Source organism: Nocardioides palaemonis (assembly GCF_018275325.1).
In the GTDB taxonomy this organism is placed as follows: domain Bacteria; phylum Actinomycetota; class Actinomycetes; order Propionibacteriales; family Nocardioidaceae; genus Nocardioides; species Nocardioides palaemonis.
The window spans coordinates 207,366-224,814 of sequence record NZ_JAGVQR010000001.1 but is presented as its reverse complement, the minus strand read 5'-3'; the positions used below and the strand labels follow the sequence as shown (position 1 = coordinate 224,814).

The 17,449-nt window shown below is 72.6% G+C and carries 21 protein-coding genes; 5 read left to right on the top strand and 16 right to left on the bottom strand.

All coding sequences use genetic code 11. The annotated features are described in order from the left end of the window. Positions 1-155: 155 nt before the first annotated feature. The 9 genes from KDN32_RS01065 to KDN32_RS01025 form a co-directional block, all read right to left on the bottom strand. Positions 156-599 (bottom strand): DUF3817 domain-containing protein, encoded by a 444-nt coding sequence (locus KDN32_RS01065; protein WP_211730278.1) that lies wholly within the window; start codon positions 597-599, stop codon positions 156-158. Beyond that, entirely contained in the window at positions 596-1,264 is a 669-nt protein-coding gene (gene purQ / locus KDN32_RS01060; protein WP_211730277.1) for a phosphoribosylformylglycinamidine synthase subunit PurQ, read from the bottom strand. The genes KDN32_RS01065 and purQ overlap by 4 nt, the downstream gene beginning before the upstream one ends. Then, positions 1,264-1,545 (bottom strand): phosphoribosylformylglycinamidine synthase subunit PurS, encoded by a 282-nt coding sequence (gene purS, locus KDN32_RS01055; RefSeq protein WP_211730276.1) that lies wholly within the window; start codon positions 1,543-1,545, stop codon positions 1,264-1,266. The genes purQ and purS overlap by 1 nt, the downstream gene beginning before the upstream one ends. A 166-nt stretch (positions 1,546-1,711) precedes the next feature. Further along, positions 1,712-2,731, bottom strand: a complete 1,020-nt coding sequence (locus KDN32_RS01050) for a hypothetical protein (protein WP_211730275.1) — start codon at positions 2,729-2,731, stop codon at positions 1,712-1,714. Between the two features lie 135 nt (positions 2,732-2,866). Then, positions 2,867-3,052, bottom strand: a complete 186-nt coding sequence (locus KDN32_RS01045) for a hypothetical protein (protein ID WP_249216328.1) — start codon at positions 3,050-3,052, stop codon at positions 2,867-2,869. Next, complete coding sequence (locus KDN32_RS01040) at positions 3,052-4,617, bottom strand: long-chain-fatty-acid--CoA ligase (RefSeq protein WP_211730274.1); 1,566 nt, start codon at positions 4,615-4,617, stop codon at positions 3,052-3,054. Before KDN32_RS01040 ends, KDN32_RS01045 begins: the two co-directional genes overlap by 1 nt. Positions 4,618-4,649: 32 nt before the next feature. Beyond that, on the bottom strand, positions 4,650-5,090 hold the full coding sequence (locus KDN32_RS01035; RefSeq protein WP_211730273.1) for an SRPBCC family protein: 441 nt from the start codon (positions 5,088-5,090) through the stop codon (positions 4,650-4,652). Beyond that, positions 5,087-5,983 carry a phosphoribosylaminoimidazolesuccinocarboxamide synthase gene (locus tag KDN32_RS01030; RefSeq protein ID WP_211730272.1) on the bottom strand — a complete coding sequence of 299 codons (897 nt, stop codon included), beginning with the start codon at positions 5,981-5,983 and terminating at the stop codon, positions 5,087-5,089. The genes KDN32_RS01035 and KDN32_RS01030 overlap by 4 nt, the downstream gene beginning before the upstream one ends. Positions 5,984-5,992: 9 nt before the next feature. Continuing rightward, positions 5,993-6,439, bottom strand: a complete 447-nt coding sequence (locus KDN32_RS01025) for a hypothetical protein (protein WP_211730271.1) — start codon at positions 6,437-6,439, stop codon at positions 5,993-5,995. 125 nt (positions 6,440-6,564) lie between these two features. Between KDN32_RS01025 and KDN32_RS01020 the strand changes: the two genes are divergently transcribed. From KDN32_RS01020 to KDN32_RS01005, 4 genes are read left to right on the top strand one after another with little or no spacing between them, the layout of a single operon-like run. Continuing rightward, positions 6,565-7,482, top strand: a complete 918-nt coding sequence (locus KDN32_RS01020) for a hypothetical protein (RefSeq protein WP_211730270.1) — start codon at positions 6,565-6,567, stop codon at positions 7,480-7,482. Next, the gene (locus tag KDN32_RS01015; protein ID WP_211730269.1) at positions 7,479-8,222 is read left to right on the top strand and encodes a hypothetical protein; all 744 of its coding nucleotides are present in this window, start codon (positions 7,479-7,481) and stop codon (positions 8,220-8,222) included. Before KDN32_RS01020 ends, KDN32_RS01015 begins: the two co-directional genes overlap by 4 nt. A 25-nt stretch (positions 8,223-8,247) precedes the next feature. Continuing rightward, complete coding sequence (locus tag KDN32_RS01010; protein WP_211730268.1) at positions 8,248-8,664, top strand: hypothetical protein; 417 nt, start codon at positions 8,248-8,250, stop codon at positions 8,662-8,664. Beyond that, positions 8,661-9,167, top strand: coding sequence for a hypothetical protein (locus tag KDN32_RS01005; protein ID WP_211730267.1), 507 nt, complete (start codon positions 8,661-8,663; stop codon positions 9,165-9,167). Before KDN32_RS01010 ends, KDN32_RS01005 begins: the two co-directional genes overlap by 4 nt. Positions 9,168-9,189: 22 nt before the next feature. On the opposite strand, the gene KDN32_RS01000 is transcribed toward KDN32_RS01005, so the two are convergent. The 4 genes from KDN32_RS01000 to KDN32_RS00985 all read right to left on the bottom strand — a co-directional run bounded on the left by KDN32_RS01000 (position 9,190) and on the right by KDN32_RS00985 (position 11,725). Beyond that, positions 9,190-9,738: an antibiotic biosynthesis monooxygenase gene (locus KDN32_RS01000; protein ID WP_211730266.1), complete on the bottom strand. Its 549-nt coding sequence runs from the start codon at positions 9,736-9,738 to the stop codon at positions 9,190-9,192. Positions 9,739-9,834: 96 nt separating this feature from the next. After that, complete coding sequence (locus KDN32_RS00995; protein WP_211730265.1) at positions 9,835-10,830, bottom strand: hypothetical protein; 996 nt, start codon at positions 10,828-10,830, stop codon at positions 9,835-9,837. Beyond that, positions 10,827-11,393, bottom strand: a complete 567-nt coding sequence (locus tag KDN32_RS00990; protein ID WP_211730264.1) for an RNA polymerase sigma factor — start codon at positions 11,391-11,393, stop codon at positions 10,827-10,829. The genes KDN32_RS00995 and KDN32_RS00990 overlap by 4 nt, the downstream gene beginning before the upstream one ends. A gap of 62 nt (positions 11,394-11,455) precedes the next feature. Continuing rightward, positions 11,456-11,725, bottom strand: a complete 270-nt coding sequence (locus KDN32_RS00985) for an acylphosphatase (protein WP_249216327.1) — start codon at positions 11,723-11,725, stop codon at positions 11,456-11,458. Between the two features lie 73 nt (positions 11,726-11,798). Between KDN32_RS00985 and KDN32_RS00980 the strand changes: the two genes are divergently transcribed. Further along, on the top strand, positions 11,799-13,238 hold the full coding sequence (locus KDN32_RS00980; RefSeq protein WP_307853604.1) for an MFS transporter: 1,440 nt from the start codon (positions 11,799-11,801) through the stop codon (positions 13,236-13,238). Positions 13,239-13,407: 169 nt separating this feature from the next. Here KDN32_RS00980 and purB read toward each other — a convergent pair whose 3' ends face one another. From purB to KDN32_RS00965, 3 genes are read right to left on the bottom strand one after another with little or no spacing between them, the layout of a single operon-like run. After that, on the bottom strand, positions 13,408-14,826 hold the full coding sequence (gene purB, locus KDN32_RS00975) for an adenylosuccinate lyase (protein ID WP_443678605.1): 1,419 nt from the start codon (positions 14,824-14,826) through the stop codon (positions 13,408-13,410). Positions 14,827-14,872: 46 nt separating this feature from the next. Beyond that, the gene (purD, locus tag KDN32_RS00970) at positions 14,873-16,168 is read right to left on the bottom strand and encodes a phosphoribosylamine--glycine ligase (RefSeq protein WP_211730260.1); all 1,296 of its coding nucleotides are present in this window, start codon (positions 16,166-16,168) and stop codon (positions 14,873-14,875) included. Beyond that, positions 16,165-17,448, bottom strand: coding sequence for an adenylosuccinate synthase (locus KDN32_RS00965; RefSeq protein ID WP_211730259.1), 1,284 nt, complete (start codon positions 17,446-17,448; stop codon positions 16,165-16,167). The genes purD and KDN32_RS00965 overlap by 4 nt, the downstream gene beginning before the upstream one ends. Position 17,449: the final 1 nt, after the last annotated feature.

The following is a 17,449-nucleotide window of genomic DNA, read 5'->3' as shown; positions in this document are numbered from 1 at the left end:
GACCACGACGGTCGACAAGCGTCCACCACGTGCGTCTAGCGTCGATCTCTGTACTCGAGTGCACATGTGGCCGCTCGACGTACGCGATGGCGTGCGTCCAGCGTCAAGGCCTCTACTCGAGCGGATCTATGGCCGCTCGAGCGGGGGAAGAGCCATCAGGCGGGCGGGCCGAGGACCAGCGCGACCGCGGTCAGCCCGGCGACGGCGACGACGCCGGCCAGCGCACCCTGGGCGGGACGGCGGACCAGCCAGGCCGCCAGCCGCTCGACCGGGCCGTGCGGCGCCTGGGTGCGCAGCCGCCAGGTGTCACCGAGCAGGCCCGCGCGCTCGGCGCTGCGCTCGAAGGGGATCGTCGCGAACGGCGGGACGGCCGCCGCGAGACCCGCGACCAGCCGGCCGGTCGACCACGACTGGTCGACCCACAGCAGGACGGTGGTGAGGCAGTAGGCGATGAACACGACGCCGTGGACCATCCCGAAGACCTGCACGCCGAGCTCGGTGGTCTCGGTGACGTACTTGAGGAACATCCCGGTCAGCAGCAGCGCCCAGGTGACGGCCTCGGCGCGGGCGACGAGCCGGTAGAGGCGGGTGGGGCTCATGCGAAGACCTGCGAGGCGAGCGAGGTGAAGAAGCCGAGGCCGTCGGTGCCGGGACCGGTGAGGTCCTCGACGGCGTGCTCGGGGTGGGGCATCAGGCCGACGACGTTGCCGCGCTCGTTGGAGACCCCGGCGATGTCGCGCAGCGAGCCGTTGGGGTTGTCGTCGAGGTAGCGCGCGACCACGCGCCCCTCCCCCTCGAGCCGGTCGAGCGTCGCCTCGTCGGCGACGAAGCCGCCCTCGCCGTTCTTGAGCACGATGGTGACCTCCGCTCCGGCGGCGTAGGCCGAGGTCCAGGGGGTGTCGACGCGCTCGATGCGCAGGCGCTGGTCGCGGCAGACGAACTTGCGGTGGTCGTTGCGGATCAGCGCGCCGGGCAGCAGGTGGGACTCGCAGAGGATCTGGAAGCCGTTGCAGATGCCGAGGACGGGCATCCCCTTGCCGGCCGCCTCGACCACGGACGTCATGACCGGCGCGAAGCGCGAGATCGCGCCGCAGCGGAGGTAGTCGCCGTAGGAGAAGCCGCCCGGCAGCACGACCGCGTCGACGCCCTTGAGGTCGTCGTCGCCGTGCCACAGCGCGACGGCCTCGTTGCCGCCGATGGTGACGGCGCGACGGGCGTCGCCGTCGTCGAGCGAGCCCGGGAAGGTGACGACGCCGACGCGCATCAGCGACCGGCCTCGGCGGCGATCTCGGCCACGGAGCGGTCCTCGACGTGGACCTCGTAGTTCTCGATCACCGGGTTCGACAGCAGGCTCTCGGCCATCTTGTCGATCTCGGCGAGCACCTCGTCGGTGATCTCGCCGTCGATCTCGAGCTCGAACCGCTTGCCCTGCCGGACGTCGGCGACGCCGGAGAAGCCGAGGCGGGGCAGCGCACCGAGCACCGCCTTGCCCTGGGGGTCGAGGATCTCGGGCTTGGGCATGACGTCGACGACGACTCTGGCCACGGAAGGCTCCTGGTGCAGGACGATGACGGGGCGCCCCCGAGTCTAGTGAGCCGCTCCCGGACCGTACGCCCCGGGCTCGCGCCGGCGGGCCGTCCCCGGCCGAGCGACCGCTGGGGAACGAGGTGCAGGCGAATCGGCCGGAACCGGCTGCACCTCGTTCCCCACCTCACTCCAGCGAGCGATGGTGCTCGAGCATGATCGCGTCCCGCGCGAGCTCGTCGGCATCCGGCAGGGGCGGTGCCGGTACGAAGTCACCGACCGCCCACTCCCGCTGGTCCGGAGGCAGCCACAGCGCGCGACCACGCGCCGCCTCCATGCGCTCGCGCCAGACCCGCTCGGAGTCCCCCGCGACCAGCACGAAGCCCTCCAGTCGCAGGCGCCGCAGCGCGTGGGCGCGCGCCTCGTCGCGGCGCTGGCGCTCACGACCGCGGTGCGCCGCGCCGTTGTACTCACCGTAGGTCCCCGAGCCCGGGTCGAGGAGGTCGACCACGGCCACGACCCGACCCGAGCGATCCAGCACCTGGCGGTTCATCAGCGGCCGGGGGAGGCCGAGGGTGCCCTCCCACACCTGGAGCATCTCGGACTCCCGCGGCGACCGGCACTCCCCGCACGCACGCGCCAGCGCATACGTCGTGTGCGCTGACCGGCGACCTCGTGCGGCCTCGTCCCTCAGCGCGGCGAGGTCCACGACACCCGCCGCCAGGGCCATGTCGACGGCTACACCCGCTGCCCGCTCGGTCACCGCCCGGCGCAGCTCGTGCAGCAGGGCGACCTCTCCGCCTACGCAGGCGATGCCGTGCCGCTCGACGGGATCCGGCAGCGTCGCCCGGCTCCGCTCGACGAGCACGCCGGGGCTGCGGATGCGCGACCCGTGCGGCAACAGCACCGGCACGGGCAGCGGCGTGCGACCGTCCCGCTCGAGGCCGTCGAAGTACGCCGCGCCTGCGAGGCGCAGCGCCGCCCAGCCGGTCACGAGCCCTCCGGGCGGGAGCCGCACCGCGACCTCGAGGATCCGCTGCTCGACGGTGAGCGCCACGTCGTTCGGGACGAAGAGACCATGGCTCGACGTGCGCCATCGGCGCCCGCCAGCGCTCCCCCGCGTCGGACCGGTCACGCCCTCGGGGTCGACGGCGACGGGACGGACCAGACCCACGGGAGGTGGGCAGCGGGGGTGGAAGTCGGGCACGACCTCCCGTCTGCCCGCGGACGCGGCGACGTACGCACGCCGTCGTCGACCTGTGGAGGACCGCTGGGGAACGAGGTGCAGGCGAATCGTCCCGAACCGGCTGCACCTCGTTCCCCACGTGGGATCAGCCGGCGGCTACTCCCGCCGGCGCACGGCGGTGAACACCAGCGCGACGCCGAGGCCCGCGAGGATCGGGCCGATGATCGCCCAGATCTTCTGGTCGGTCATCGCGCTGCCGCCGATGTAGCCGAGGCCCTGGCCGGTCCACACCGCGCCGGCGAGGACCATCAGCACGCCGAGCGCGATCAGCAGCGCGCGCATCAGCTCAGCTCGCGCTTGAGGATCTTGCCGGTCGCGGTCATCGGGAGCGCGTCGACGAACTGCACGATGCGCGGGTACTTGTAGCTTGCCATCTGTTCCTTGCCCCAGGCCACCAGCTCGTCCTCGGTCACGGTCGCGCCGTCCTTGCGGATCACGACGGCCTTGACCTCCTCGCCGTGGCTGTCGTGGGGTACGCCGATCACGGCCGCCAGCGAGACGTCCGGGTGCGTGAGGAGCACCTCCTCGACCTCGCGCGGGTACACGTTGTAGCCGCCGCGGATGATCATGTCCTTCGACCGGTCGACGATGTAGTACCAGCCGTCGGCGTCCTTGCGACCGAGGTCGCCCGAGCGGAACCAGCCGTCGACGATCGCCTCGGCCGTCGCGTCGGGGCGGCCGTAGTAGCCCTTCATGATGTTGGGGCCCTTGATCGCGATCTCGCCGACCGCGTCCTCGGCCTCGTCGACGTCCTCGCGCACGCCCGGCTCCGGGTTGATCAGCTTCATCTCCACGCCCGGGATCGGCTTGCCGATCGACCCGACCCGCACCGGCTCGCCCCAGACCGAGAAGCTCGCCACCGGCGACGTCTCCGACAGGCCGTAGCCCTCGAGGATGGTCACGCCGAAGCGGCGCTCGAACTCCTTGTGCACCTCGACCGGCAGCGCCGAGCCGCCCGCGACGGCGACGCGCATCGTGGAGGCGAGCTTCTTCACGTCGACGCCGGAGTCGTCGAGCGCGCCGAGCAGGCCCCAGTACATCGTCGGGACGCCGGCGAAGAACGTCACGTCCTCCTTGTCCATCAGCGCGAGCGCCGGTCCTGCCTCGAAGCGCGGCAGCAGCACGACGGTGCCGCCGAAGGCGAAGCCGGCGTTCATGATCACGGTCTGGCCGAAGGAGTGGAACAGCGGCAGCACGCACAGCAGGGTGTCCGGCGTGTCGGCGTTGGCGCCGAAGAGGGCGTCGCTGGACAGCGCGTTGGAGATCATGTTGCGGTGCATCAGCTCGGCGCCCTTGGGCTGCCCGGTGGTGCCGGAGGTGTAGAGGATCACCGCGGTGTCGTCGGCCCCGACCTCGCGGGTCTCGAACACCGGCGACTGGCCCTTGAGCGCCTGGCCGAGGGTCTGCGCGCCCTCGATCGGCGACTCCGCGGCCGGGTCGGCGGTGATCAGGACGAAGTGCTCGCAGCCCTCGGTCTGCTCGAAGCCGGCGTGGCCCTCGGTGCCGATCGGGAGGTCGGGCGTGCCCTGGAAGCAGAAGTACGCCTTCGCGTCCGAGTCGTCGAGGTGGTAGGCCACCTCGCGGCCCTTGAGCAGCACGTTGAGCGGGACGACCGTCGCGCCGGCCTTGAGGATCCCGTAGTAGACGATCGGGAAGTACGGCAGGTTCGGGCAGCTCAGCGCGACCTTGTCGCCCGGCTCGATGCCGCGCGAGACCAGCAGGTTGGCGACCTGGTTGGCGGCGGCGTCGACCTGCGCGTAGGTCAGCCGGGTGTCGCCGAGCACGACGGCGGTGCGGTCCGGGTGGGCCTGGGCGGTGCCTTCGAGGAGCGAGGAGAGGTTCGGCATGCGAACAACCTACTCAGCGGTCGTGAGCCACGTCACCCGTCGCGCCGGTCGGCGATCAGGCGGCCGGCCTTGCGGAGGTCGGCGCCGATCGCCCGTCCGGCGAGCAGGCCGGAGCTCAGCGCGGCGGCGGCGTACAGGCCCGACCCGCTGACCTCCCCCTCGGCCTGCACCCGGCAGCCGGCGCCGCGGGCGGTGAAGCGCAGCCGCAGGTCGGCGCGCACGCCGCGCCAGGTGCCGCTCTCGGCCCAGGACCGGAACGGCACGAAGTCGGTGACCACGAGGTGGGGGCGCACCCCGACCGCGGTCAGCTCGCTCCACGCCTGCCCGAGGTGCGGCTCCTCGTCGGCCGGGACGTCGACCGACAGCAGGCTGGACTGCCACCTCGGCCGGTTGCGCGGGTCGACGAGGTAGGTGAAGGCCTCCTCGGGCGTGCAGTCCAGCTCGACCGCCGCCGAGAACCGCCGGGTGGTCATAACCGCTCCCCGGTGAGCAGCTCAAAGGCCTCGACGTAGCGGCGACGGGTGCGCTCCACGACCTCGTCGGGCAGCGGCGGCGGAGCCTCCCCCGACGTGCGGTCCCAGCCGGACTCCGCGGACGTGAGCCAGTTGCGCACGATCTGCTTGTCGTACGACTCCTGGGCGCGCCCGGGCTGCCAGTCGGCGGCCGGCCAGAACCGGCTCGAGTCGGGCGTGAGCACCTCGTCGGCGAGGATCGTGGTGCCGTCGGAACGCCTGCCGAACTCCAGCTTGGTGTCGGCCAGGATGATCCCGCGGTCGCGGGCGAGGTCGTGGGCCTTGCCGTAGACCTCCATGGTCAGCATCCGCAGCTCGGCCGCGGCGTCGTCGCCCACGGCCTCGACGACCGCCTCGTAGTCGACGTTCTCGTCGTGGTCGCCGAGATCGGCCTTCGTGGCGGGCGTGAAGATCGGCTCCGGGAGGCGGCTGCCGTCCTGCAGGCCGGCCGGGAGCGGGATGCCGCAGACCTCGTTGGTGCGGTGGTAGTCGAGCAGGCCCGACCCGGTGAGGTAGCCGCGGGCGACGCACTCGACGGGGAACATGTCGAGCCGCTCGCACACGACCGCCCGCCCGGCGACGGCCGCGGGGACGTCGGTCGACACCACGTGGTTGCCGACGAGGTCGGCGAGCTGGTCGAACCACCACAGCGACATCCGGGTGAGGATCTCGCCCTTGTCCGGGATGGTGGAGTCGAGGACGAAGTCGTAGGCCGAGATCCGGTCGCTGGCGACCATCAGCAGCCGGCCCTCGTGCTCACCGGTGTCGATGCGGTAGAGGTCGCGGACCTTCCCGGAGTGCACGTGGGTGGTGCCCTCGATCAGGGGCGCGGTGGGGATGTTGAGGTCGGCCACGCGGCGAGCCTAGCGGCGCGGGGACCACCAGCGCCGCCGCTCACCGTCCGGGCCCGCGAGGGCGGCGATCGCGTCGCGCAGGTCGTCGCGCAGCGGCCGCGCGAGGTCCGGGGTCGCGAAGGTGTCGCCGGGGTCGAGGTCGAGGTCCTCGACCGAGTCGGCGAGCAGCCCCAGCGGGCGGCGTACGGCGTCCTGCGCGGCCGTCAGGTGCTCGTCGAGGAAGCGCGACCCCGGCCGCGTCCCCCGGCGGACCGCGGCCAGCTCGCGCGAGCGCTGCACGATGGCGTCCCAGGGCGACGGCTCGCCCGCCGCGAGGGCGCCGGCGACCTCGACCATCGCGACCGCGACCGCGTCGAGCGCCTCGTCCTGCCACTCCGCCGCCGCGAGGGCCTCGGTCACGCAGCGGTCGAACTCGGCGTCGAAGACGGTCCGGAAGGTCTCGGCAGCGGGATCCACGCGCCCATCCAAGCAACACCGCACGCGAGCTGCCCCACGCGACCTATCCTCGGGGCGTCGACTGGTTTCGGGAACGCCGTCCGGGGTAGATCCGCACCGTCACTTCTCCAGGGGGTCCCAGCACCGTGTTGCGCATCTCGTTCCCGACGCTCGGCAGCGCCGCCGCGCTCTGCGGCGGCCAGGCCGACCACGTCGCCGACATCAAGTCCTACGTCAGCGACGTCTGCGACCGACCGTCGGCGTTCCGCGGCGTCCTCAACCTCTTCGAGGGGTCCTACAACTCGGGCGTCAACGCCGCGCTGACCGGCCTGCAGAACTCGGTGCAGATCGGCGACAAGATGCGCGCCGAGCTCCGGGCGACGCGCGACGACTTCGTCGAGGCCGACCTCGCGTCCTACAAGCGGATGCGCGACGCCCTCGGCGACCTCGCGGCGATCGCGCCCTACCAGCTCCCCACCGGCGGCGACGACTACCACCACGGCGGGACGCCGCCCCCGGTGACACCCGGCAAGGACGACGAGGACCCGGACGGCCTCGGCTGGGGCGACTACGGCGACGCCGCACGCGACCAGGCGCTGCGCGACACCCAGCGCGACACCGACCAGCCCGACTGGGCCAAGAGCCACAAGGACCGCTACGCCGACTGGTGGGACCGCCGGACCGACAAGGACGGCGACGAGCGCCGGGTCGACGAGAACGCTCGCGACCGGCAGCGCGACGACGCGCGCGCCGCGGGAGAGCGGGCGCGCGACGAGGCGAAGGCCGACGGCGCGAGCCGGGCCGAGGCCCGCGACGCGGGCAAGGAGGAGCGTCGCGACACCAACCGCGACCACCGCGAGTTCAACGACGGGCGTGACCTCGGCGGGCGCACCGGCGCCCACGCCAACGACCTGTGGAACGAGGGCAACGACCTGAACGACAACATCACCGACCTCGGCGACCACCTCGACAACATCGCGGAGAACCACGAGCAGGCCGAGGACCTCGACGACTTCCGCGACCGCGACGAGGACAAGGACCTCCAGGACTGGGGTGCGCGATGACCGTCACCGAGCGCTACGACGCCAGCCAGGCCGTCAGCGGCGGCCGTCCCGACGGGGGCATGGGCGACTACATCGACAGCCTCCGCGACGACTGCGGCCTGATCATCGGCGCCATCTTGTGGGCGGTGAAGAAGTTCGCCCACCGCGACCTGCTCGCCGAGCTCCTCGAGCCGATCGCCGGCGACTTCAACGCGATCTCGTCGATGCAGAAGGGCTGGCTCCAGGTCGCCAGCGCCAGTGGCGCGGTCGGTGACAACTACGCCTCGCTGCGCTCCCAGCTCGGGCCCCTGCTCGATGGACAGTCCGCCGACGCCATCGACTCGATCCTCGAGCGCATCGCCGAGGCCCACCAGGGCCAGGAGGACGCGGCCGAGCTCATCTCCGAGCAGCTCGGCAACATGCTCGAGGTCGCCCAGGCGACCGCGGAGTGCGTGTGCGCGGCGCTGGAGTTCATCGACTCCTGCATCCAGGAGATCCTCGCCGACGCCGCCGTGCCGTTCGCCGGCTGGGTCAAGGCCGGCGTCTCGGCCCCGGGCAAGGTCCGCCGGGTCATCCAGCTGATCAGCCAGGGCAAGGACGCGATCGAGAACCTGCTGCGCTTCGCGAAGGTCGCGATCACGGCGATGAAGTACCTCAACGCGCTCTTCGACACCGCCAACCTGGTGCTCAACGCGATCGAGATCGGCGGCGACGCCGGCAACTCGACGAACGTCGACGACACTGCCACCGCCGGCTTCTAGCCCGGCTCCTAGAGTGGGGATCACCATGGACCGCAACGACCCGCAGCTGCGCGCCGCCGTACGCCGCTCCAACGAGGCGAAGAACGCCGCCGTCGCCGACATCCGGGCGCTCACGGCGTCGATCAAGCGCAGCCACGAGAAGTTCAAGGCCGACCACGCCGGCCGACGCAGCGAGCGCGAGGAGGCCAACCGCCGCGGCGACAACGGCCCCGACGTGCAGCGCGTCCAGCAGCGCGTCGACCGCGGCGAGACCACGTGGGACGCCGTGCGCAACGGGTCCGACGACCACCCGAGCAGCATCCGGGTGCGCCAGATGATCGAGGCCAACCTCGACCAGCTCGGCGAGGCGATGGCCCGTGACCCCGAGATGGCCGAGCAGCAGCGCGAGCTCGACCTGCGCAACGCCGAGCTCGAGCGGCTGCGCGACACCGACGGTCGATGAGCCCGAGGCGCCGCTCGGACTCGCTCGTCATCTGGGTGTGCTCGATCGCCGTCCTGGTCGGGTCAGGGGTGCTGCTCGGGTTCACGGTGCGCGACGTCGTGCGTCACGTCGGTGCTGACGACCAGCCGGCGACCGTCACCGAGGTCGGCGGCACGTCGTCGAGGATCAGCACGAACGACCGCAGACGCTCCCGCAGCATCAGCTTCCGGCTCGAGGACGGCACCGAGCACGCGGCCGCCGCCGAGGGGCGATGGTTCTGGCACCCCGACGAGGGCGACACGATCCACGTGTTCGAGACCGCACCGGACGACTGGACGATCAGCGAGGAGTTCTCCTGGCTGCGCACGCTGGGCTTCACCGCCCTGTTCCTGCTCCCGTGGATCTTCGCGCTGCTCAAGGCGTGGGAGTGGGTGGAGCGCACAGCCCGGCCGGAGCGATGGGAGGCCCGGCAGCGCGAGGAGCGCGACCGGCGTCGGCTGGCCCGCAAGGGCCGGCAGCGCTAGCGACCAGGCGTGGCGACACCGCTCAGCGGTGCAGCCACCAGCTCATCCGCCGGGTGATCCAGGGCAGGAAGACGTAGGTCATCAGCGGCGTCATCACGCTCGTCACCAGCACGACCCGCGGCACCAGGGCCCAGTCGGAGATGGTGCGGGAGGCGACGACGTTGGCCAGCAGGCTGAGCGGCAGGAAGACCATGAAGATGGTGACCATCTGCTTCCAGCGCGGCGGCGCGGGCGGGGCGGCGCTCAGCGACTCGACCGAGGCGGGCTCGTCGAACCAGCCCTCGATGCCCGTACGCCGCTCACGCCGCTTCTCCTCCACGCTGCCCTGGGCGGCCTCGAGCCACCACGCCCGCTGCGGCGAGGCCTCCCAGGCGGTGAGCGACGAGGCGTCCGAGAAGCGGTAGAGCATGTGCCACTCCTCGGAGTCCGCGCTCGGGCGGACCCACCCCGAGCCGAGGAACCCGTCGAACTTCTCGGCCATCGACGTGCCGGCCTGCATCCACGCCAGCATCTGCGTGGTGTGCGAGGGGTCGACGTGGCGCGTGACGGAGACGGTGACGGGGGCGCTCATGACCCTCAGTGTCGGGCTCTCGGGCGTGCGGGGTGAAGCCGGCGGCGACGAGATCCCGGCCACGTCGGGCGTGGTCCGGGACCTCGGCGCTCGACCTCACTCGCAGCCCAGCCCCTGGCCGTACTCCGCCGGCACGCGACCGGCGACGACCTCGTCGGCGATCTCCCACAGCACCTCGGGGTAGTCGCCCTCGGCGTCCATGACGTGGAGGAAGGCCCAGTCGTGGCTGTCCGCGAGCGCCTCCTGGGCGCGGGCAGCGGCCTCGTCGTCCCCGGCCTTCCTGGCCCGGTCGAACTGTTCGATCCACGGGCAGGCGACCTGGGCGGCGACGTCCGCGCCCACCTGGTAGGGGTCGTTCTCGTCCGAGGACGGTACGGCGGCCCCCGGTGCGAGGGGGACCCCGCGCAGCATGTCGACGATCGCCGCGTCGGCCTCTCCGCTCGTGACGAACTCCTCGGGCAGCGCCGCCTCGAAGGTCTCCTCGTCGGACCAGTCCAGGCGGGTCAGCAGGTCGAGGTAGGCCGCGCGACCCATGCCCTCCCCACGCACCTCGGGGAACACGTCGCCGGCGACGGCACCGATCGCCGTGCGGTCGCTGGCGGAGTACGCCCACCAGCGGGCCGGCGCGCCGAGCAGCTCGGTCGGGGTGCCCTCGTCGACCTGCGGGTGGTCGATGTGCTCGCGGTCGCGCACGTAGTCGGCACGGGTGTCGGCGGCGCGGAGGTGGACGGTCAGCGTGGCCGAGCCGTCGGACCACTCGACCTCGCTCTCGGGCCCGCCCGGCTCGGAGGTGTCGGTGATCGTCCATCCCGGGGCGTCGAGCACGACCCGCTCGAGCGCCCGCGGGGCGGCGTAGACCGACGTCGGCTCGTCGCGCGAGAGCAGCCAGCTGGGAACGGCGACCAGGGCCGCGGCCGCGGCTGCTGCGGCGGCGGTCCCCACCCACCGGCGCAGGTGGCGCGGCGGGGCGTCGTCGGTGGACGGGGTGGTGCGCTCGTCGAGCGACGTGGACATGATCTCCTCCAGGAGCTCGGCCCTCGCCGTGGCGAGCGGCAGCCTTGAGACCTCGTCGTCGGTCAGTCGCGGAGTCATCGCTCCTCCTCTCGGCTCGGGATCGGTTGCTTGCCCTGGATGTGTCCGGCAGCGGGCGGATCGTTGCCGAGCAGGTCACGCAGCCGGGCCCGCGCCCGGGACAGCCGCGGGCGCACGATGCTCACCGGGAGCCCGAGGACCTCGGCGATCTCACGCGACTCCAGCCCCTCCCAGAGGTGCAGCTGGAGGACCTCCTCGTCGCGCGCGCTCAGCCGCGACATCGCCGCGTCCACGACCGCGTCCTGCACGACCCGGTCGCTGAAGTCCGGCACGACGAGGCTGAGGTCGTGGCGCAGGCGCTCGCCGAGCCGGCGGCGGCGCAGGTCGCCGCGGCGGTGGTTGGCGAGCTGACGGCGGGCGACGGCGTAGAGCCAGGGGCGCTCGCCGTCCCCGACGGGGACGTGCGCCAGCCGTCGCCAGGCGACCAGGAAGGTCTCGGCCGTGACGTCGGCCGCGTCCTCCGCGCGCTGGCAGCGGCGCAGGGCGTAGCCCAGCACGCCGTCGAAGTGCGCGGCGTAGAGCGCGCGGAAGCGCCGGTCGCGCTCGTCCCCCGAGATGTCCATGCCTCACCCCTGTCCGGCAGCACCGCGATCGTTGCAGCCCGTGCCGACATTTCTCGACGAGGTCAGCCGGTGGTCTCGAACGACGTCGCGCCGGTGGGTGCGTCGTCGCGCACCGCGACGTGCTCCACGCGCGCCGACGGCGGCCCGGTGCGGCACCAGTCGACGAGCGCGTCGACGGCGGCGTCCTCGCCCTCGGCGTGCAGCAGGACCGACCCGTCGACCTCGTTGCGGACCCAGCCGGTGACCCCGAGCCGGCGTGCCTGCTCCTCGGTGTGCCAGCGGAACGCGACGCCCTGGACCCGACCCGTGACCCGCGCCTGCACCGACTTCATGCCTCCGATCATGCACCGGGACCCCCACCCGAAGGGTGTTCGGGGACGACCGGCGCGGTGCCACGCTGGAGCGGTGACCCAGGACGAGCGGACGGCCGAGCGCGCCGAGCCCCACGACGCGTACGAGCCCGACCCGCGCCGCTGGCGCGTCCTCGCGGTGTCGCTCGTGGTCGGCTTCATGTCGCTGCTCGACGTCACGATCGTCAACGTCGCCGTCCCCTCGATCCGCGCCGGGCTCGACACCTCGGCCGCGACCGTGCAGTGGGTGGTGTCCGGGTACGCCCTCGCTTTCGGCATGACGCTCGTCGCCGGTGGTCGGCTCGGCGACGCGCACGGCCGGCGCCGGATGATGACGATCGGCCTGGTCGGCTTCGTGCTGTCGAGCGCGGCCGTCGGGCTGGCGCCCAACGCCGCCGCGATCGTGCTGGCCCGGCTCGCCCAAGGCGCCAGCGCCGGCCTGCTCACGCCCCAGAACTCCGGGCTGATCCAGCAGCTGTTCCGCGGCGAGGAGCGCGGCCGCGCCTTCGGCCTCTTCGGCTTCACGGTCGCGGTCGCGTCCGGGACGGGGCCCATCATCGGCGGCGCGCTCATCGGCCTGCTCGGCGACGAGAACGGCTGGCGCTCGCTGTTCCTCGTCAACGTGCCGATCGGGCTGGTGGCGCTGGTGCTGATCCGGCGGATGGTGCCGGACAACGACGCCGCGTCGTCGACCGACGACCAGCGCATCGACGTCGTCGGCGCGGTGCTGCTCGGTGTCGCGGTGCTGGCGGTGCTCTACCCCCTGGTCAGCCTCGAGGGCGGAGCCGGTCTGCCGCTGGTGCTGCTGCTCGCCTTCCCGCCGCTGGCGTGGGCGTTCGTGCGGTGGGAGCGCCGGACCGTACGCCTCGACCGACCCCCGCTGCTCGACGTCTCGCTGCTGCGCGGCCTGCCCGGCTACGCCAACGGCCTCCTCGTCGGCACGCTCTACTTCACCGGTTTCACGGGGATCTTCCTGGTGCTGTCGGTGCACCTGCAGGAGGGCGAGGGCTTCTCGCCGCTGCACGCGGCCCTGCTCATGACGCCCTTCGCGGTCGGGTCGGCGGCGACCTCCCCGCTCGCCGGTCGCCTGGTCGGCCGGCTCGGCCGACGCGTCACCCTGGTCGCGCTCGGGGTGATGATGACCGGCACGGCGCTCGCCGCGTGGCTGGTGACGTCGCCGACCGACACCCTGTGGTGGACGCTCGCGCCTGCGATGCTGCTCGCCGGCATCGGCGGCGGCGGGGTGATCTCGCCGAACTTCACGCTCAGCCTCGCCGAGGTGCCGCCGGAGATGGGCGGCGCGGCGGGCGGCGCGCTCCAGACCGGGCAGCGGATCGGATCGGCGCTCGGCGCGGCGCTGCTGATGACCGTCTACCAGGCCACCGCCGCCGTCACCTCCGCCCCGGTGGCCGCCCGCACGGCGCTGCTCGCCGCCCTCGTGGTGCTGTCGGTCGCCCTCGCCGCCGCGGTGCGGTCCTGGCGGCTGGGCGACTGAGGGCCTTTTCAGCGATCCCCGGTCAGCCGGGGATCGCTGAACTTGTCAGGCCGTGCACGGGCTGACAAGTTCAGCGAGAGCCTGACCGACCGGTGTCACAGGGTGTGCTCGAGCGCACCAGTGTCCGCTCGACGCACGCCGTTGACGCCCGTCGTGCAGGACCCGACGGTCAGAGGATCGCGCCCGGGACGTACGCCGCCGCGTCGGGGAAGCGGGCGGCCAGCGCCTCGACGCGGGCGACGACCGCGCGGGTCTGGGCGACCGCGGCGCCGGTGAACTCGATCGGGTCGGCGACCAGCGCGTCGATCTGCTCGCGGGTGAGCCCCAGGCGGGAGTCGGCGGCGAGCTTGGCGAAGACGTCGTTGTCGGCCTGGCCGGCGCGCATCGCGAGCGCGGTGCCGACGGCGGCCTCCTTGATCGCCTCGTGCGCGGTCTCGCGGCCGACGCCGTTGCGGACCGCGGTCATCAGCACCTTGGTGGTGGTGAGGAACGGGAGGTAGCGGTCGAGCTCGCGCTGGATGACGGCGGGGAAGGCACCGAACTCGTCGAGCACGGTGAGGAAGGTCTGGAACAGGCCGTCGGTGGCGAAGAACGCGTCGGGCAGGGCCACTCGGCGCACGACCGAGCAGGAGACGTCGCCCTCGTTCCACTGGTCGCCGGCGAGCTCGCTGACCATCGACAGGTGGCCGCGCAGGATCACCGCGAGGCCGTTGACCCGCTCGCAGGAGCGGGTGTTCATCTTGTGCGGCATCGCCGACGAGCCGACCTGGCCCTCCTTGAAGCCCTCGGTGACCAGCTCGTGGCCGGCCATCAGCCGCACGGTCGTGGCGAGGTTGGACGGGCCGCTGACCAGCTGGACGAGGGCGGCGACGACGTCGAAGTCGAGCGAGCGCGGGTAGACCTGGCCGACGCTGGTCAGCACGTCCTCGAACCCGAGGTGGTGGGCGACGCGCTGCTCGAGCTGCTCGAGCCTCGACTCGTCGCCGTCGAGCAGGTCGAGCATGTCCTGGGCGGTGCCCATCGGACCCTTGATGCCGCGCAACGGGTAGCGCGCGAGCAGCTCCTCGATGCGCTGCACGCCGATCAGCATCTCGTCGGCGACGGTCGCGAAGCGCTTGCCGAGGGTCGTCGCCTGCGCGGCGACGTTGTGCGAGCGGCCGGCCATCACGGTGGCCTCGTGCTCGGCGGCGAGTCGCCCGAGGCGTACGAGCGCAGCGACGGCGCGGTCGCGCACCAGCTCGAGCGAGCGGCGCACCTGCAGCTGCTCGACGTTCTCGGTCAGGTCGCGCGAGGTCATCCCCTTGTGGATGTGCTCGTGCCCGGCCAGGGCCGAGAACTCCTCGATGCGCGCCTTCACGTCGTGGCGGGTGACCCGCTCGCGGGCGGCGATCGAGGCGAGGTCGACCCGGTCGACGACCGCCTCGTAGGCCTCGACGACGCCGTCCGGGACGTCGATCCCGAGGTCGCGCTGCGCCTTGAGCACGGCGATCCAGAGCTGTCGCTCGAGGACGATCTTGTGCTCGGGCGACCAGATCTCGGCGAGGTCGGCTCCGGCGTAGCGGGTGGCCAGGACGTTGGGGACGCTCACGGGCACCCATCCTCCCATCCCCGGCGACCGGCGCCGACGCGGCACCTCAACCGCGGGACGCTGCTCCCTCGACCACACCGAGCGGCTCGGCGGCGATGTCGGAGCGGCGCTGCAGGCCGTCGAAGGTGATCAGGTCCGCGGCGGCGTAGGCCCGTGTGCGCGCGTCCTCCACGTCGTAGCCGACCGCGCGGACGGCCAGCACCCGGCCGCCGGCGGTGACGAGGTGGCGGTGGCCGGGGTCGCCGTCCTCGGGGGCGTCGACGAGCGACGTACCGGCGTGGATCACGTCGACGTCGTTGACCCCGTTGGCCCGGCCCACCCCGCGCACGACGTCGCCCTTCGACGACGTCTCGGGGTAGCCGGCGGAGGCGAGCACGACCGACACCGCGGCGCCGTCGGCGAAGGTCGGGGCAGGCACGGAGCCGAGGTCACCCTCGGCGGCCGCCCGGAGCAGCTCGCCGAGCGGCGAGGTGAGCAGCGCCAGCACCGGCTGCACGTCGGGGTCGCCGAAGCGGCAGTTGAACTCGATCACCCGCGGACCGGTCGCGGTGAGCGCGAGACCGACGTAGAGGCAGCCGACGAACGGAGCGCCGAGGCGCCGCATCTCCGCGAGCGTCGGGCCCACCACCTGCTCCATGACGAGCTCGACGGTGCCGTCCGGGAGCCACGGCAGTGGTGAGTACGACCCCATCCCGCCGGTGTTCGGGCCGCGCCCGCCGTCGAAGATCCGCTTGAAGTCCTGTGCGGGCTGGAGCGGGCGGCCCACCTCGCCGTCGCAGACCACGAACAGCGAGAACTCCGGTCCGTCGAGGAACTCCTCGACCACGACCCGCTCGCAGCCGGCGGCGTGGGCGAGCGCCTCGTCGCGGTCGTTGGTGACCACGACGCCCTTGCCGGCCGCGAGCGCGTCGTCCTTGACGACGTGGGGCGCACCGAAGGCGTCGAGCGCGGCCGCGACCTCGTCGGCCGTGGTGCAGGTGCGCGAGCCCGCGGTCGGCACGCCGGCGCGCGCCATCACGTCCTTGGAGAAGGCCTTCGAACCCTCGAGCCGCGCCGCGTCGCGCGAGGGGCCGAAGACCGAGATCCCGGCCTCCCGCACGGCGTCCGCGACGCCGGCGACCAGCGGGGCCTCCGGACCGACGACCACCAGGTCGGCGCCGATCGACGCCGCGAGGGCGGCCACGGCGGCGCCGTCCATCGGGTCGACGTCGTGGAGCGAGGCCACCTCGCCGATGCCGGGGTTGCCGGGCGCGGCGTGCACCTCGGCCACCGCGGGGTCGAGGGAGAGCGCCAGCGCGAGCGCGTGCTCGCGTCCGCCGGCGCCGACGACCAGGACCTTCACGCGTGGACCACCACGGTCTGCTCGCGGCCCGGGCCCACGCCGACGCCCCAGATCTTCGCGCCGGACATCTCCTCGAGCGCCTGGACGTAGACCTGGGCGTTCTTCGGCAGCTCCTCGAAGCTGCGGCACCCGGAGATGTCGCTGCCCCAGCCGTCGAAGTACTCGTAGACCGGCGTCGCGTGGTGGAACTCGGTCTGGGTCATCGGCATCTCGTCGACCCGCTGGCCGTCGATCTCGTAGGCGACGCAGACGGGGATCCGCTCCCAGGCGCCGAGGATGTCGAGCTTGGTCAGGAAGAGCTCGGTGAGGCCGTTGACCCGGCTGGCGTAGCGCGCGACCACCGCGTCGTACCAGCCGCAGCGGCGGGTGCGGCCGGTCGAGACGCCGATCTCTCCGCCGAGCTGCTGGAGCTGCACGCCGTCCTCGTCGAAGAGCTCGGTCGGGAACGGGCCGGAACCGACGCGGGTCGTGTAGGCCTTGATCACGCCGATCACCCGGTCGATGCGGGTCGGGCCGATGCCCGCGCCGACGCACACGCCGCCGGCGACCGGGTTGGACGAGGTGACGAACGGGTACGTGCCGTGGTCGACGTCGAGCATCGTCGCCTGCGCGCCCTCGAAGAGCACCGTCTGGCCGGCGTCGAGTGCCCGGTTGAGCAGCAGCGAGGTGTCGCAGACCATCGGGCGCAGCCGCTCGGCGTAGGACGTGAGCTCCTCGACGACAGCCTCGACCTCGATCGCGCGACGGTTGTAGACCTTGGTCAGCAGGTGGTTGCGCACGTCGAGCGCCGCCTCCACCTTCTGGGTCAGGATCTTCTCGTCGAAGAGGTCCGCGATCCGCACGCCGACGCGGTTGGTCTTGTCGGCGTAGGCCGGGCCGATGCCGCGACCCGTGGTGCCGATCTGGTTCTTGCCGAGGAAGCGCTCGGTGACCTTGTCGATCGTGGCGTGGTAGCTGGCGATGACGTGGGCGTTGGCGCTCACCTTGAGGTCGGCGACCTCCACCCCGCGCGCGACCAGCCCGTCGAGCTCGCGGAACAGCGCCTCGGGCGAGACGACCACGCCGTTGGCGATCACGGAGGTCGCCCCCGGCGTCAGGATCCCGCTGGGCAGCAGGTGGGTGGCGTACTTCTCCCCGTTCACCACGATGGTGTGGCCGGCGTTGTGGCCGCCGCTGGTGCGGACGACGTAGTCGATCGGGTCCGTGGTGGCGAGCAGGTCGGTGGCCTTGCCCTTGCCCTCGTCACCCCACTGGGCACCGAGCACGACGACTGCGGGCATC